This is a genomic window from Aliiroseovarius sp. M344 (assembly GCF_025140835.1).
GTDB lineage: Bacteria > Pseudomonadota > Alphaproteobacteria > Rhodobacterales > Rhodobacteraceae > Aliiroseovarius.
On sequence record NZ_CP081153.1, the window covers coordinates 2,276,008 to 2,291,227 of the forward strand.

The 15,220-nt window shown below is 57.4% G+C and carries 16 protein-coding genes; 13 read left to right on the forward strand and 3 right to left on the reverse strand.

Features of this window, described 5'->3' with window-relative positions; translation table 11 throughout:
* Positions 1-94 precede the first annotated feature (94 nt).
* Complete coding sequence (locus tag K3556_RS11085) at positions 95-802, reverse strand: translation initiation factor 3 (RefSeq protein WP_260516845.1); 708 nt, start codon at positions 800-802, stop codon at positions 95-97.
* Positions 803-1,103: 301 nt separating this feature from the next.
* On the opposite strand from K3556_RS11085, the gene infC reads away from it, so the two are divergent.
* Entirely contained in the window at positions 1,104-1,649 is a 546-nt protein-coding gene (gene infC / locus K3556_RS11090) for a translation initiation factor IF-3 (protein WP_409557778.1), read from the forward strand.
* Positions 1,650-1,725: 76 nt separating this feature from the next.
* Here the strand turns inward: infC and K3556_RS11095 are convergent, their stop codons facing one another.
* A complete protein-coding gene (locus K3556_RS11095; protein WP_260516846.1) occupies positions 1,726-2,367 on the reverse strand; it encodes a class I SAM-dependent methyltransferase in 642 nt (213 codons plus the stop codon).
* Between the two features lie 84 nt (positions 2,368-2,451).
* Between K3556_RS11095 and K3556_RS11100 the strand changes: the two genes are divergently transcribed.
* Positions 2,452-3,351 (forward strand): LysR family transcriptional regulator, encoded by a 900-nt coding sequence (locus K3556_RS11100; protein ID WP_260516847.1) that lies wholly within the window; start codon positions 2,452-2,454, stop codon positions 3,349-3,351.
* Between the two features lie 85 nt (positions 3,352-3,436).
* Positions 3,437-4,057, forward strand: a complete 621-nt coding sequence (locus tag K3556_RS11105; protein WP_260516848.1) for a trimeric intracellular cation channel family protein — start codon at positions 3,437-3,439, stop codon at positions 4,055-4,057.
* Positions 4,058-4,075: 18 nt separating this feature from the next.
* Here K3556_RS11105 and K3556_RS11110 read toward each other — a convergent pair whose 3' ends face one another.
* The gene (locus K3556_RS11110) at positions 4,076-5,059 is read right to left on the reverse strand and encodes an XdhC family protein (RefSeq protein ID WP_260516849.1); all 984 of its coding nucleotides are present in this window, start codon (positions 5,057-5,059) and stop codon (positions 4,076-4,078) included.
* 499 nt (positions 5,060-5,558) lie between these two features.
* On the opposite strand from K3556_RS11110, the gene K3556_RS11115 reads away from it, so the two are divergent.
* From K3556_RS11115 to K3556_RS11160, 10 genes are all read left to right on the forward strand, one after another.
* Positions 5,559-6,605, forward strand: coding sequence for a glycosyltransferase family 2 protein (locus K3556_RS11115; RefSeq protein WP_260516850.1), 1,047 nt, complete (start codon positions 5,559-5,561; stop codon positions 6,603-6,605).
* Positions 6,606-6,707: 102 nt separating this feature from the next.
* The gene (locus tag K3556_RS11120; RefSeq protein ID WP_260516851.1) at positions 6,708-7,697 is read left to right on the forward strand and encodes a phosphoadenosine phosphosulfate reductase; all 990 of its coding nucleotides are present in this window, start codon (positions 6,708-6,710) and stop codon (positions 7,695-7,697) included.
* A gap of 256 nt (positions 7,698-7,953) precedes the next feature.
* Positions 7,954-8,994 (forward strand): dihydroorotase, encoded by a 1,041-nt coding sequence (gene pyrC / locus K3556_RS11125; RefSeq protein WP_260516852.1) that lies wholly within the window; start codon positions 7,954-7,956, stop codon positions 8,992-8,994.
* 20 nt (positions 8,995-9,014) lie between these two features.
* The gene (locus tag K3556_RS11130; RefSeq protein ID WP_260516853.1) at positions 9,015-9,695 is read left to right on the forward strand and encodes an orotate phosphoribosyltransferase; all 681 of its coding nucleotides are present in this window, start codon (positions 9,015-9,017) and stop codon (positions 9,693-9,695) included.
* Positions 9,696-9,841: 146 nt separating this feature from the next.
* Positions 9,842-11,347, forward strand: coding sequence for a replicative DNA helicase (locus K3556_RS11135; RefSeq protein ID WP_260516854.1), 1,506 nt, complete (start codon positions 9,842-9,844; stop codon positions 11,345-11,347).
* Positions 11,347-11,754 (forward strand): VOC family protein, encoded by a 408-nt coding sequence (locus K3556_RS11140; RefSeq protein WP_260516855.1) that lies wholly within the window; start codon positions 11,347-11,349, stop codon positions 11,752-11,754. Before K3556_RS11135 ends, K3556_RS11140 begins: the two co-directional genes overlap by 1 nt.
* 171 nt (positions 11,755-11,925) lie before the next feature.
* Complete coding sequence (gene purB / locus K3556_RS11145) at positions 11,926-13,233, forward strand: adenylosuccinate lyase (RefSeq protein ID WP_260516856.1); 1,308 nt, start codon at positions 11,926-11,928, stop codon at positions 13,231-13,233.
* A gap of 63 nt (positions 13,234-13,296) precedes the next feature.
* Positions 13,297-13,710 (forward strand): DUF4405 domain-containing protein, encoded by a 414-nt coding sequence (locus K3556_RS11150; protein WP_260516857.1) that lies wholly within the window; start codon positions 13,297-13,299, stop codon positions 13,708-13,710.
* Positions 13,711-13,763: 53 nt separating this feature from the next.
* On the forward strand, positions 13,764-13,925 hold the full coding sequence (locus K3556_RS11155; protein ID WP_260516858.1) for a chitin-binding domain-containing protein: 162 nt from the start codon (positions 13,764-13,766) through the stop codon (positions 13,923-13,925).
* A 74-nt stretch (positions 13,926-13,999) separates the two neighbouring features.
* On the forward strand, positions 14,000-15,115 hold the full coding sequence (locus K3556_RS11160) for a flagellar motor switch protein FliG (RefSeq protein WP_260516859.1): 1,116 nt from the start codon (positions 14,000-14,002) through the stop codon (positions 15,113-15,115).
* Positions 15,116-15,220: the final 105 nt, after the last annotated feature.

Sequence of the window (15,220 nt, forward strand, 5' to 3'; positions counted from 1 at the left end):
GCGGTCTGCTGTACCGGTTTTCCGCGCAGTGCGCACAAAAAAAACGCCGCGCAGTTTCCCGCGCGGCGTTGTGTACTTTGGCTGTGCTGTCGGCTTACATGCCCAGCGCGGCTTTTACCTGGTTGATTGCAGCGTCCAGCAGGGCCGGGTTGTTCGCAGCAGCTTCAACAGCGGCCTTCAGGCCAGCTTTTTCGGCATCGCCCAGCGATGATCCATCGATCATTTCGCTTACCTTGGCAGCGTCAAAACCATCTTTGGTCAGCGCTTCTGGCGCGGCTTCGGTTGTTGCCTCTGCTGCAGCTTCGGTCGTTGCCTCTGTTGCCGCTTCGGTGGTCGCCTCTGTGCCTGTTACAGCTTCGGTGGCTGATTCCACGGCACCTTCAACCGCATCAGTTGCGGCTTCGGTTGCTTGATTCAACAGCTCAGTGGCGGCAGCGTTTTCGCCGATAACGCCTTCAACCGCGTCACCAACAGCTTCAGCCGCGCCTTCGACGACATCCGTCGCAGCTTCCGTTGCGGCAGCAGCGGCTTCTTCGGCCGCTGTCGCGGCAGCTTCTGCGGCAGCGGCAGCTTCTTCAGCAGCGGCGGTGGCAGCTTCTTCAGCAGCAGCGGCAGCAGCGGCGGCTTCTGCTTCGGCTTGCGCGGCAGCAGCGGCAGCAGCTTCTTCCGCAGCCTTGGCAGTTTCAGCAGCTTCCACTGCAGCTTCTTCGGCCATCATTTTAGCTTGGTTGTTGTTGTACCAAACAAAACCGCCCACAGCGGCGACGACCACGATCACAAGTGCAATAATGCTATTTTTCATGTCGACATCCTCAACTTGTCTATACATGCGCGGCGCAGATTTGCGCAGCATCCAGAAGGGATGTGAGGTCAAAGCAGTTCGAGCGCAAGGGGAGTTTCATCCAATGCGCGTCAAAACGCCAATACAGCCAATAAAATACTGTAAAAGCAGTCTTGCAGCCGCCAAACGCCGCCACCAGCCACCAATTCACAGCCCGCATGAAACAATCCACTGCGAAAACGCTTTATCGGGTTGAAACACACCCGGTTGGGCCTTACCTTCCGCAACCGAAGAATACTGAAACGTCAGAAGGAATGGCACAATAGCTCGCAGACCTCACAACGCGCCTCCACAGCGCGACACCGGCCCTCGCATTAACGAACGCATCACGGCCGCTGAAATCCGCCTCATTGGCGCCGAAGGCGAAAACGTCGGCGTTGTCACCCCTGCTCAGGCAATGGTTATGGCACAAGAAGCAGGTCTGGACCTGGTGGAAATCTCGCCCAACGCCGCCCCGCCCGTGTGTAAAATCATGGATTTCGGCAAGTTCAAATATGAACAGCAGAAGCGGGAAAGCGAAGCGCGCAAAAAACAGAAAACCATCGAGGTCAAAGAGGTCAAGTTCCGCCCGAACACGGACACGCACGACTACGACGTGAAAATGCGAAATGTGTTCAAGTTTCTAGAGAACGGCGACAAGGTCAAAGTGACCCTGCGCTTCCGTGGCCGCGAAATGGCCCACCAAAACCTTGGTCGCGAACTGCTTGAGCGGGTCGCCGAAGACACCAAGGACGTCGGCAAGGTCGAAAACATGCCGAAAATGGAAGGCCGTCAAATGGTGATGATGATCGGCCCGATGTCCAAGTAAACAACTTTACCTGAACCTGAAAAACGCCTCGCAATTGCGAGGCGTTTTGTATTTCCTGGGACCGGCAGATGACAGGTCAGTCCGGTACATGTCGGGCGACAATGTATCGGCGCAACTCGGTTGCCGGAAAACTACCGCTTTCAATGATCTTAAAGCCATGCGCTGTGATTGCGGACTCCAACTCGCCAATCGTCATGAACGACACAAACGGAGCTTTGCCAATCAATTGCAGGATTGGCAGCAACGGAACCAAGGCATAGTACAGCCACGGCCCGCGACCGGTTGGTTTGCAGAAGGTTTTCGAGATGAAGACCCCGCCGGGTTCCAAAATCTCATGCACCCGCGCCAGCGTCGCGGGTAAATCCTCGACCAGATGAAGCACGTTGTGGGCCAGCACCGCATCATAAGGGCCGGTCAGGTCCTGAACCTGTGCATCGGCAACATGAAACTCAACGTTTGTGACCCCTTGCTCGCGCGCCTTTTCCTTTCCGATCCTGACCATCTCGGGCGACACATCGGTGATCGTGACATGACCTGCCGAACTGGCCAGCTCCAACGCAGTCGATCCTGTGCCCGCGCCGATCTCCAGCACCTTGTCCTGCGCGCCCAGATAGGACCGCGTGCGGCCCAACGTATATTGATAGCTTTCCACGTCCTTGATCGAAGACTTGGCGTATTTCGCGGCAATCTTGTCCCAGAATTTGGCTGATGTGATCATTTGAATTCTCCTTTGATCCACATATATCCATGCAGAAAGCGGATAAAAATTGCCTATTTCTGTTGCACCTCTATACATTATTGCATGAATTGGGCCGCTATCTCGTTTGACTGGAACCAAGTGCGTGCGTTTATGGCGACCGCCGAGGAAGGGTCATTGTCGGCTGCGGCACGGGTGCTTGGCCAGACTCAACCAACTTTGGGTCGGCAGGTCTCTAGCCTCGAAAACACCTTGGGCATCACCCTGTTCGAACGTGTAGGCCGTGGTTTGGTGCTGACGCCAGCGGGGCGCAACCTGCTGGAACACGTGCGCAAGATGGCCGATGCGGCGGTGCAGATTTCGCTGGTGGCGGACGCGCAGACCCAAACCATCGACGGCACGGTCCGCATCACGGCGTCGGACATTTTCGCGGCGCATCTGCTACCACCGGTCTTGCAACATTTGCGCGAGGTTGCCCCAAAACTGAATGTCGAAGTTGTTGCCGCCAATGATATCCGCGACATCCAGCGCCGCGAGGCCGATATCGCTATACGCCACGTGCGGCCGGAACAACCAGAGCTCTACGCGCGTCTCGTCCAGGACGCGGATGCACATCTTTATGCGGCGAAATCCTATATCGAGCGTCGGGGACGACCAACCTCAAAAGCTGATCTTTCGCACCACGAATTCGTCAGCTTCGGGGATGCGGACGAGATGATTGGCTATCTCGCACCGCTTGGCATCGAAATCACGGCTGACAATATTCCCATCGGCTCTAACAGCGGCGTGGTGGCATGGGAATATGTTCAGCATGGGCTGGGCATTTCGTTCATGTCCGAGGAAGTCGGGGACGCCACTCCCGGTGTTGAACGCCTTTTGCCGGACATGGACCCAATCGTCTTTCCGGTCTGGCTGATCACCCATCGCGATTTGCACACAAGCCCCCGTATTCGGTTGGCATTTGACACCTTGGCGGATTATCTGTCGCGCCCACGCCGCAAGTGATCGTTTTGGTCTGGCAACCTGCCACGATGTCAGGCTAAGACCGCCCCACTTTTCCCGTCCTACATTGCTGTTTAGGGTCACCCTTATGGAAACACTGTCCTTTCTGTTCGTGCCGCTGTCACTTCTTGCGACGGCCGTCATGGCTGCATCCGCCGCAATCCAGGCCCACCGCGTTCATATGGACCCGTTCGGGGCCACTGTGCTGGCGATTGCGACATCAATGGGCGGAGGAACTCTGCGCGATCTGTTTCTGGGGCTGACACCGGTGTTCTGGATCACCGACACCCGCTATCTTGCAACTGCAGTGCCTGTGGCCCTGATCAGTTTTGCATTCGCGACGCGTATGTCATCCGGCAACGGGCGCAGGCTCAAGGTGCTTTTGCAGTTGGATGCGATCGGGCTGGCATTGTTCACACTCACCGGGGTTCAGGTTGCGCTGGATGCTGGCATTTCACCAGTGCTGGCGATTGTAATCGGCTGCGTGACGGGCACGGCGGGCGGAATGATCCGCGACCTTTTATGCAACACCACCCCCAGCCTGTTGAAAGAGGATCTCTATGCCACGCTTTCACTGATTGGTGGCGCGGTCTATCTGGCGCTTCTGACCTATCTGGGCGAGACGCTGGCCGCAGGTATTGGCTTTGCCATCATTCTTGTGGCGCGGTTGTTGGTGTTGCGCGTAAAGCCGCCACGCGACTCGATTTAAGGCGGAACTCCGACGTTCTCAGCCTTTCCCGTGCCGGATGGCGACCAGTTCAGACAAGATCGAGACAGCAATCTCGGCCGGGCCTTCTGCACCAATATCCAGACCAACCGGCCCATGGATTTTGGCCAACGCGTCGTCGGCCACGCCTGCCTTACGCAAGCGATCCAACCGCGCGGCATGGGTGCGCCGCGACCCAAGGCACCCGATGTAGAACGCGCCCTTTGCGACCCCTTCAAGGATTGCCGGGTCATCAATCTTGGGATCATGGCCCAGAGTCACAATCGCGGTTTGGGGGTCAACGCCGGTTTGCCCAATGGCATCCTCAGTATCATCGCAGATCACACGCTGCTCAGGGAACCGGTCCCGCGTCGCAAAACTGCTGCGCGGGTCCATGATGATAGGTTCAAACCCAGCCGCAGCGGCCATCGGCGCCAAAACTTGCGCGATATGCACGGCCCCAACAAGGATGAGGCGTGGCGGCGGGGTGTGAACGGCAACAAATCGGTCGCCCATAATCCCGGCGTTGCCCAGTGGAAACATTATGGTTTCGGGATCCGCCACCACGAGACGGCAAGCCCATGTCCTCAGATCAACTTCTATGGCGACTGGCACGCGGGCGGCGCGTTTTTCAACAAGATCTGACAGGAACGCGACGGGCAAGCCTTTCGCATTGCCCTCGAGACCGATGACGGGCTGGACCAAAATGCGGATGGTGCCACCACAAGCCAAGCCGACGGCAAAGGCGTCCTCACCCGTTACGCCATAGGTCAACAGACGCGGCGTGCCGACAGCAAGGGCATCCAGCGCTTCGCCAACCACCGCGCCTTCGACGCACCCGCCCGAAACAGAGCCTTCGATTGACCCGTTATCGACGACGATCATTTGGCTGCCCGCCGGACAGGGCGCGCTGCCCCAAGTCTCAACCACCGTGGCGATCGCCACGCGCCTACCTGTGCGATGCCAATTCAAAGCTGTTTCCGGGGCTGTTTTGAAACCTGTCACGTCGGCCAATCCGTTCTTCGATCCGAATGAGAAATGTCGCTGGCCTGTTGATGGGCTGCAAGCCCAAACTGGGATGTGGGTAAAAAAGGGTCGCCTGACATGTCAGACGACCCTTTATGGAGTATACCACTTACGACACACTATCAGTTGGCCTTTGCGCCTCGCGAAAAGGCGCGCCACACCGCGAAACCATTAACCAACACCTTCAGCCAGAGGTTTTAGACCTATGGATAATGCGCCTGATTCCCGTTTTCGCGTCGGACGCTAAATGCCACCTGAGACGCTGCTGTCGCAAGAAAATAAGGCCTTCCGTCACGTAAACTCTACCCTCGCGATAGCTGGCGAGAAGGTGCACCACGCGCCACGTTGACGGTATTTCGCGCGTCTGCCAAAGTCAGGCACGCAGGTATCGACGAGAAAGGGCGTGGGCTAAGCTTATGTTACGGCGGAAAAAAACTTACCCATCCGACACCCTGTCAAAGGGGCGTTTGTCCTGACGATGCGCATCACAGCGGTTACATGTGTAAAAAACGAAGCGGCCTTCCTGTTGGAATGGCTCGCCCATCACAAAGCCGTCGGATTTACCGATTTTCTGGTGCTGTCGAATGCTTGTGACGACGGCACTGATAGAATGCTCGATCATTTGCAGGATATCGGCCTGCTGACCCACCTGCGCAACGACGGCCCCTATGATAAAGGCGGCATCCAATGGACCGGGTTTAAGAGTGCAGACAAACACCCTCTGGTGCGGGACGCGGATTGGCTGATGACGTTGGATGTCGACGAGTACGTGAACATCCAAACAGGCGATGGTACGTTGGGTGCGCTGTTCCACGAATTGCCTGACGCGGACGCAATAACGATGACGTGGCGGCTGTTCGGCAATGACGGTGTAATTGATTATGCCGACCGCCCGATCACCGAACAATTCATCCACGCAGCACCCGAGGTCATGACGTGGCCATGGCGCGCCTTTATGTTCAAGACGCTTTATCGCAATGCCGGCGCGTACCGAAAACTTGGCGTTCACCGCCCGCGCGCGCCTGTTGACGGGCGTGTAGAAACCACCCGCTGGTTTGACGGGTGCGGTCGGCCGCTAGACCAAAAATACCAGCGCAGCCAGATATTCTCGCCGTTCAACCGGCCGAACTATGATCTTGTGCAGTTAAATCACTATCCACTTGGCGCGATGGAAAGCTTCGTTCTGAAATGCGACCGCGGGCGGGTAAACCGGTCCGATAAGCCGATTGCTATGGATTACTGGTGCGAGCGGAACTGGTGCGATGTCGAGGATACCTCGATCCAGAAGACGGCAGCAGCGCGCAAGTCACACTTGGCGCAACTGACAAGCGATCCAACGCTGGCCAACCTGCATAATGCGGCCGTCAATTGGCGTAAGAATCGTTTCCACGAGTTGATGCAGGAAGAAGCCAATCGCGCCCTGTTCGGACGTCTTTTGATGACGCCGCCTGCGCGCGCACTTTCCTTGAACGATGCGCAAAAAATATACAAATTCGCGCAAATGCAACGCAGTACCGACGATTAACACCACGCTGGAAACAGTGCGACTGCCAAGCGGCACCTCTTCTTCCTTTTGCCGCATTGCCCACAAATATCCGCCTATTTTCACCCCCATGGACAGTGTTGGATGGAACGAACAAGTGCCGAGGTTTGGGTGAAACAAGAAAACGTGCCAGAAGGCGAGATGAGCCCGGATCGTTCGGACGTATCCACAGAAGAGTGGCTGAACGAGCTGGAAGATCTTGGCGAAGAACGCGGCTATTTCGAGCCGCTGGGATCAGATCATTCTGCCATTCTGACAGATGATGGGTCTACTCTTATCGTCACATTCGAGACGATAGATGACATCCGCAACACCTCGCCGCAGCAAGACCCCTTTGGTTGGGCGCTGGTGCGGGAAAACGGCTGGTCCAACCTCTGTATATTGTCCCACGGTCAGACATGGTTCCGCGACCGCGCTGTTTATGGCTATTTCGACCGCCTGATCGAAGATGGTTTCTTTGAAGAGTTCGACAAAGTCATTTTTTATGGGGCGGGAATGTGCGGATATGCTGCTGCTGCGTTTTCAGTTGTGGCACCCGAGGTCACGGTTATTGCAGTCCAGCCCCAGTCCACCCTCGACCCCGAGCGGGCGGATTTTGACCGGAGATTTCCCAAAGCTCGCCGACGCGACTTTACGGACCGTTATCATTACGCGCCCGAAATGGTTGAGATGGCGCAAGATGTGTTCATCCTGTTTGACCCGGCCATCCCGGAAGATGCCGTGCACGCCGGGATGTTCAAAGGCACGCATATCCACCGCATTCACTGCCGACATTTCGGGGAAAGTCTGGCCAAGGCGCTGCGCGCTATGGGCGTGACCCAAGCTCTGGTGGACCAAGCGTCAGATGACACACTCACAGACGTAATCTGTTACCGTGGTTTGCGGGCACGACACCGCTACCGACCCTATCTGCGCAGGCTACTTCAAACCGCTGAGGCACGCGGGAAGCCGTTACTGATCAAGTGGTTGGCTACCTCTGTCACAGCGCGCCAAAACGCCCCGCGATTTCAAGATGCGCTAAAACGAGCGGATAGTGCTTTGGCAAGCCCCGGTCATCGGGGGCCTTCCACCTAGCAGGCGCGGCAGTGTTTGCAGGTTAAGCCGTATGATCCAAGGGCGCGGGACACGCACCTTTTGAAACAGATTGCCCCGCTGTGCACTCCCCCCGCTGCCGACGAACTGTCGCGACTGCGCAAGCACGGACAGGAAAAAGTGCGCCCATAGGCCTGTGCTAAGGCACCATCACAGCACTCACATCGCGACGGTCAGGTTACATCAATCGGCCGAATCATCTGGCACGAATGGCGGCGCTGCGTTATGCCCTGTGCCGATGACCAAAACACTGACGCTTCACCGCCCCGATGACTGGCACTTGCATTTGCGCGATGGCGCGATGCTTGCAGCCGTTTTGCCCGAAACCGCGCGCCACTTCGGTCGCGCGATCATCATGCCCAACCTCGTGCCCCCGGTGGTCACCCGCGCGGATGCGGAGGCCTATCGCAACCGAATTTTAGCCGCCTTGCCGGCTGACATGCGTTTCGAACCTTTGATGACGCTTTACCTGACCGAAGACACGGACCCGGCCGATGTCGCCGCGGCAGCCGCAAGCGGCTTGGTGAAAGCCGTGAAGCTTTATCCGGCAGGCGCGACGACAAATTCCGCTTCGGGCGTGCAGGATTTCGACAAAGTGCGTCCCGTACTTGAGAAGATGGCCGAGATTGGCCTGCCGCTTTGCGTCCACGGCGAAGTCACCGACACCGAGATCGACATCTTTGACCGCGAGGCCGTGTTCATCGACCGTGTCCTTGACCCAATCCGACGTGCGACTCCCGACCTCAGGGTGGTTATGGAACACATCACCACCAAGGACGGAGCGGATTATGCGCGTGCGGGTGGCGACACGCTGGGCGCGACGATCACCACCCACCACCTGATCATCAACCGAAACCACATTCTGGTTGGCGGGATTAAGCCACATTACTATTGCCTGCCGGTCGCAAAACGCGAGGCGCACCGCCTTGCTCTGCGCGCCGCCGCCACGTCGGGCGATCCAACCTTTTTTCTCGGCACTGACAGCGCGCCGCATATCGACCCACTGAAGGAAAACAGCTGTGGCTGTGCCGGCTGCTTTACCGCAACCAACACGATGTCCTGCCTTGCAGAGGTCTTCGAACAGGATGGCGCGCTTGACAAGCTCGAAGCCTTCACCTCGCTCAACGGCCCCACATTCTATGGCCTTCCCGTGAACGAGGACACGATCACCCTGACCAAGGGCGAACCTGTCACCTATCCCGCGAAGATCGACAGCGGCGATGGCCCCGTCACCGTGTTCGACCCCGGCTTCCCGCTTCATTGGCGGGTCGAAGTTTAACCAAAACAAGGACGCTGCCCATGATCCCTTCAACCTTCCCCACCAAAGACGAGATTGCCCGTCTGACCGCCCGGATGCTGTTGGAAATTGGGGCCGTCAACTTCAACACAGACGAGCCGTTTACCTTGGCCTCTGGTCTGCCCAGCCCCTCCTATATCGACTGTCGCAAGCTGATCAGCTTTCCCCGCATCCGCTCGACCTTGATGGATTTCATGACGGTCGAGATTATGCGCGAAGCGGGCTTTGAAGCTTTCGACAACATCGCAGGGGGCGAAACCGCTGGCATCCCCTTCGCGGCCATGGTCGCCGAACGTCTGGCCCTGCCGATGACCTATGTGCGCAAGAAGCCCAAAGGCTACGGCAAGAACGCCCGCATCGAAGGTGCGATGAGCGAAGGACAGCGCGTGCTGCTGGTCGAGGATCTGACCACCGATGGCGGGTCCAAGCTCAGCTTCGTGGATGCGATTCGCGAAACGGGGGCCACCTGCGCTGCCACTGCGGTGATCTTTTACTACGACATTTTCCCCGAGACGGAAAAAACCCTTGGGGATCATGGCGTTCAACTGATCCACCTGTGTACATGGTGGGATGTGCTGGCCGAAGCCAAGGCCCAAGGCGCGTTCACGACCGATACGCTGGACGAGGTCGAACGCTTCCTAAATGATCCGCGTGCGTGGCAAGACGCCCGAATGAAGGCCTGAAACGCTTCAATATATGGGATTTCTGCTGCGCCGACCCGCCATATGTGGTAAGATCGCGTTATCCACAGGATTCCCACAGGAACATACATTTTGCGCTGTCACGCGCAGACGCGTAGAACCAACCCCACAAAAGGGGCATTGAGCAGATGAACGAGATTAGCGGCTTCCAGCAGGGCGGCGCGTCGGGCAAACCGGCGGATGAGGACGGGGTGCAGGACGCCCTGCCCCACCACATCGAAGCAGAACAACAGCTTCTGGGCGCGATCCTGACCAACAATGATGTCTTTGACCGTGTCGCCTCGATCATCAACGCGGGACATTTCTATGAACCCGTGCACGCGCGTATTTGGGAAATTGCCGCCAGCCGGATCTCCAAGAATGCTCTGGCCAGTCCCGTGACCCTGAAAGCCTTTCTGGAAGACGACGAAGGTCTGAAAGAGCTCGGTGGTCCCTCCTATCTTGCGCGCCTGGCCGGCGCTGCAATTTCCAGTTTCGCGGCGCGCGACTATGCGCAAATGATCTATGACCTCGCGATCCGTCGCGAGTTGATTCAGCTTGGTCAGGACATTTCCTCCAAGGCGCAGAAAGTCGACATTTCCTCCGAGCCAAAAGAACAAATCGTAGAGGCGGAACAAGCGCTTTATAAACTCGGGGAAGCGGGCCAAACCGACAGTGGTTTTCAGAGCTTTCTGAAAGCAGTGACAGACGCCGTTCAAGTCGCTAATGCCGCCTATCAGCGTGAAGGCGGGCTGGCAGGCGTGTCGACCGGGCTGTCTGATTTGGACACCAAACTTGGCGGGCTTCACCCGTCCGACCTACTGATCCTTGCAGGTCGGCCGTCGATGGGAAAAACCTCGCTGGCCACTAACATCGCCTTCAACGTGGCGAAGGCTTATAAGAAGGGCACCCGCCCTGACGGCAGCGAAGGCGCGATTGACGGCGGCGTGGTTGGCTTCTTCTCGCTCGAAATGTCCGCAGAACAACTGGCCGGTCGTATCCTTGCCGAAGCGTCCGAAATCTCGTCCCACAAAATTCGTCAGGGCGACATGGACGAAGGCGAGTTTCGCCGTTTTGTTAATGCAGCGAAGGACTTGGAAAGCTGCCCGCTGTTCATCGACGACACGCCCGCTTTACCAATCAGCCAGCTGGCGGCCCGCGCGCGCCGTCTGAAACGGACCCATGGTCTTGACCTTTTGATCATCGATTATCTGCAGCTCTGTCGCGGTACCGCCGAGAACCGAGTGAACGAGATCGCCGAGATCTCGATGGGCATGAAAGCCATCGCCAAGGAACTGAACATCCCTGTCATTGCGCTGTCTCAGCTCAGCCGTCAGGTGGAAAACCGCGACGACAAGCGCCCGCAACTGTCGGACCTGCGTGAATCAGGCTCGATCGAGCAAGACGCTGACGTCGTGATGTTCGTGTTCCGCGAAGAGTATTACAAGGAACGTGAAAAGCCCGGCGATCACGAGCTGGACCGTATGGCCGCATGGCAAGACGAAATGTCGAACTTACACGGCAAGGCCGAGGTCATCATTGGCAAGCAACGTCACGGTCCGATCGGCACTGTCGACCTGTCGTTCGAAGCGCAATTCACCCGCTTCGGCAACCTCGTCCAGAAGTGGCAACAAGGGTCAGACAGCGGCTTCTGATGGCGGTCACCGGCGTCAACCACATCACGCTTGCGGTCGCCAATCTTCCAAGATCGGTTTCCTTCTACACCAAGGTTTTAGGTGGGCGTTTGCGAGCCGATTGGGATCGCGGTGCCTATCTGGAACTGGGAAGCTTGTGGCTTTGTCTGACGCAGTCCGACGCGCCCATTGCGCCAAGGACCGATTACACCCACCTTGCCCTGTCTTGCCCAGATAGCGAATTCGCAGCTCTCAGCCAGACGATCCGTGCGAACGCCGATCTTTGGCAGGCCAACCAATCAGAAGGCCTGTCGCTCTACTTTCTCGATCCCGATGGGTACCGGCTCGAACTGCATCAAGGTGACCCGAGCAGCCGCCTTGATCATTATCGGACACACCCCGAAAAAGGCGTCCACCTGTACGCCTGACACCCCAGCTTCTTCTGGCCCCAAATATCCTGGGGTGAATGCGCGAAGCGCAGAGGGGCAAAGCCCCTACCCGCCCGTCTTCTCAACAGACACGCCCACAGACTTGTTTGCCGCGCCGCAGCGGGCTATGACCTGCGCGACTGCTCATCATTTGAAAAAAGGTCCGCGCGCATGATCCCCCGCTATTCCCGCCCCGAAATGGTTGCCATCTGGTCCCCCGAAACAAAATTCAAAATCTGGTACGAGATCGAGGCGCACGCCTGCGACGCCATGGCTGATCTGGGTGTGATCCCGCGCGAGAATGCTGAGGCCGTCTGGAAAGCCAAAGATGTCGAATTCGACGTGGCCCGCATCGACGAGATCGAGGCCGAGACCAAACATGATGTCATCGCCTTTCTCACCCACCTCGCCGAACATGTGGGCAGCGAAGAGGCGCGGTTTGTCCATCAGGGCATGACCTCGTCCGACGTTCTGGACACCTGCTTCAACGTGCAACTCGTTCGCGCGTCAGATATCCTGATCGAAGACATGCAGGGATTGCTCGCCGCCTTGAAGCGCCGCGCGCTGGAGCACAAAGACACGATCCGCATCGGGCGCAGCCACGGCATTCACGCGGAGCCCACAACAATGGGTCTGACCTTCGCCCGGTTCTATGCGGAAATGGACCGCAACCTGAACCGTCTGAAGAAGGCGCGCCACGAGGTTGCCACTGGCGCGATTTCCGGTGCGGTCGGCACCTTCGCCAATATTGACCCGGCCGTGGAAGAACATGTCTGCGCGCAACTGGGGTTAGAGCCCGAGCCGATTTCGACCCAGGTTATCCCACGCGACCGCCACGCGGCCTTCTTTGCAGCCCTTGGTGTGGTGGCCAGTTCGATCGAGAACGTCGCCACCGAAATCCGCCACATGCAACGGACCGAGGTTCTGGAAGCGGCCGAGTTTTTCTCGATGGGTCAGAAAGGTTCCTCCGCCATGCCGCACAAGAAAAACCCGGTTCTGACCGAAAACCTGACCGGCCTGGCCCGGCTTGTGCGCATGACCGTTGTGCCCGCGATGGAAAACGTGGCGCTTTGGCATGAACGCGATATCTCGCACAGCTCGGTCGAACGCAACATCGGCCCGGACGCCACCATTACGCTTGATTTTGCACTGGCCCGCCTGACCTCGGTCATCGATAAACTGTTGGTCTATCCCGAAAACATGATCGCCAATATGAACAAGTTCCCCGGTCTGGTCATGTCGCAGCGCGTGCTACTGGCCCTGACGCAAGCTGGCGTAAGCCGAGAAGACGCATACCGCATGGTGCAACGCAACGCGCTGAAAGTCTGGGAAACCGGCTGCGACTTCAAAGAAGAGCTGCTGGCAGATGGTGACGTGGTCAAAGCGCTCGGCGTCGACGGGATCGAAGAAAAATTCGACCTCGGTTACCACACCAAACATGTCGATACGATTTTCAAACGAGTATTCGGCGAGGACTGATCCACATCATGGCGTTCTTTGCGGTCTGGCTCCTAATTAAGCCTGACTGCAAAGGAGAACAACATGAGCAGCACCGCAAGGAATCGGGCCAGCGCTGTCTACGGCGTTGGCCTTTCATTTGTCGTCATGGTCGTCAGTGGCGCACTGCTTTTTCTGGCGCCTAAGGGGCAGACGGCACAAAGGATCGACTGGCACCTTCTTGGTTTGAGCCGTGAAGGGTGGGAGGCTCTGCACCTTGGCACATCCGTCGCGTTCTTGATCTTCGGCCTGTGGCATACGGTCCTTCATTGGCCCATTCTGCGCGGCTTCGTGATGGGCACATCAATGCATCCCGAAGGCCATCGTCGCGAAGGGGTAATTGTTCTGGGGCTGATTCTGCTTTTGGTCATCACAGCCATCTTGAACCTGCCGCCCACAAGTTGGCTTATTGACCTCAACGAGTTCTTCAAAAAGGAGTATTGGGAATTTTCCGGCTAATTTTGGATCGGGCTCTTTTCATGCTATGATGCGGCTTCCGAAAGGAGGATCCAATGAACTTCAAGACTCTCTTCTGCGCGCTTGCGCTTTCGCTGTTGCCGACACTTTCGACGGCAATGGGATGCGAGCGTGGTGACCACACAGCAGCAAGCTGTGAAGCAGGTCAGGTCTGGGACAGCGCTACGCAAGCCTGCGTTGACTCTGTCTCAAGCTAAAAAACGCGGCGGCGGTAAGCCCGCCTTAACGCAAGCGTGCCAATCTGAGCAAAACCAGATCAAAGAGGCCACGCTTGACCGCACTGGATATCGCGAAAACCGACATCATGTCGCCAGACATCGGGATGTCGCACAATTGTTTTGAGCCATCAAAGGGAGTGTCCGACGCTGTTCGGATACCTTCATCCCCAATTCCGTTGTCACGTAAACAGAAGGCCGCGATCATTGTGCGGCTTCTGCTGGCGGAAGGCGCCGTGTTGTCGTTGCAGGACCTGCCGGAAGCCCTGCAAACCGAACTGATCCATCAGATCTCTGTCATGCGGTATATTGATCGCGCCACACTGAAAGCGGTCGTGGATGAGTTTGTGTCCGAAATCGAGGACATCGGTCTGGCATTTCCAAATGGAATCGAAGGCGCTTTAACGGTGCTTGACGGTGCGATCAGTCCTGCAACGGCAGCGCGCGTGCGCAAGCTGGCTGGGGTCAACCTGTGTGGCGATCCTTGGGAAACCATCGCCAAACTGGACCCGGAGCTTCTGCTTTCCACGCTGGAGGAAGAAAGCGTCGAAATATCTGCGGTGCTTTTATCGAAACTGAAAGTCTCGGTCGCGGCAGATCTACTGGGGCGATTGCCAGGACCGCGGGCTCGAAAAGTTGCGTATGCCGTATCGCAGACCGGGTCGATTGCGCCCGACGTGGTCGAGAAAATCGGGCGCTCGCTCGCCGATCAACTTGGCACCCGCCCACCAAAGGCTTTCGATGATGGCCCAGTTGAACGGGTTGGCGCAATTCTGAACGCCTCGCCTGCCATCACCCGCGACGATGTTTTGGACGGGCTTGACCAGGATGACACCGCGTTCGCATCGGCTGTACGAAAAGCGATATTTACCTTCGCCGATATCCCTGGACGGATCGAACCCACAGATGTTCCGAAAATCACCAAAGACATTGATCAAGCCCTGCTTGTCACAGCCCTGATCGCTGGAACCGAAGCACTGGAGCCGGTGGTGGATTTCATTCTTGGGGCCATGTCCAAACGCTTAGCCGAGCAGATCCGCGAAGAGATGAGCGAGCGCGGCAAAGTCAAAGCAAAAGATGGCGAAGCCGCAATGGCCGCGATCGTCGCCCAGATTCGCGAGCTTGAAGCACTGGGTGAGATTTCCCTGATCGAAGTGGAGGAAGAGGATTGACCCACTTCAGCGTCTGTCTGCAAGTGCTTGCGAGCGCCTGCCCCTGCGGTTATGTCTGAGCACCTAAGAACGCCACGCGCGTTGTGCCCTGGCACGCGCTATTGG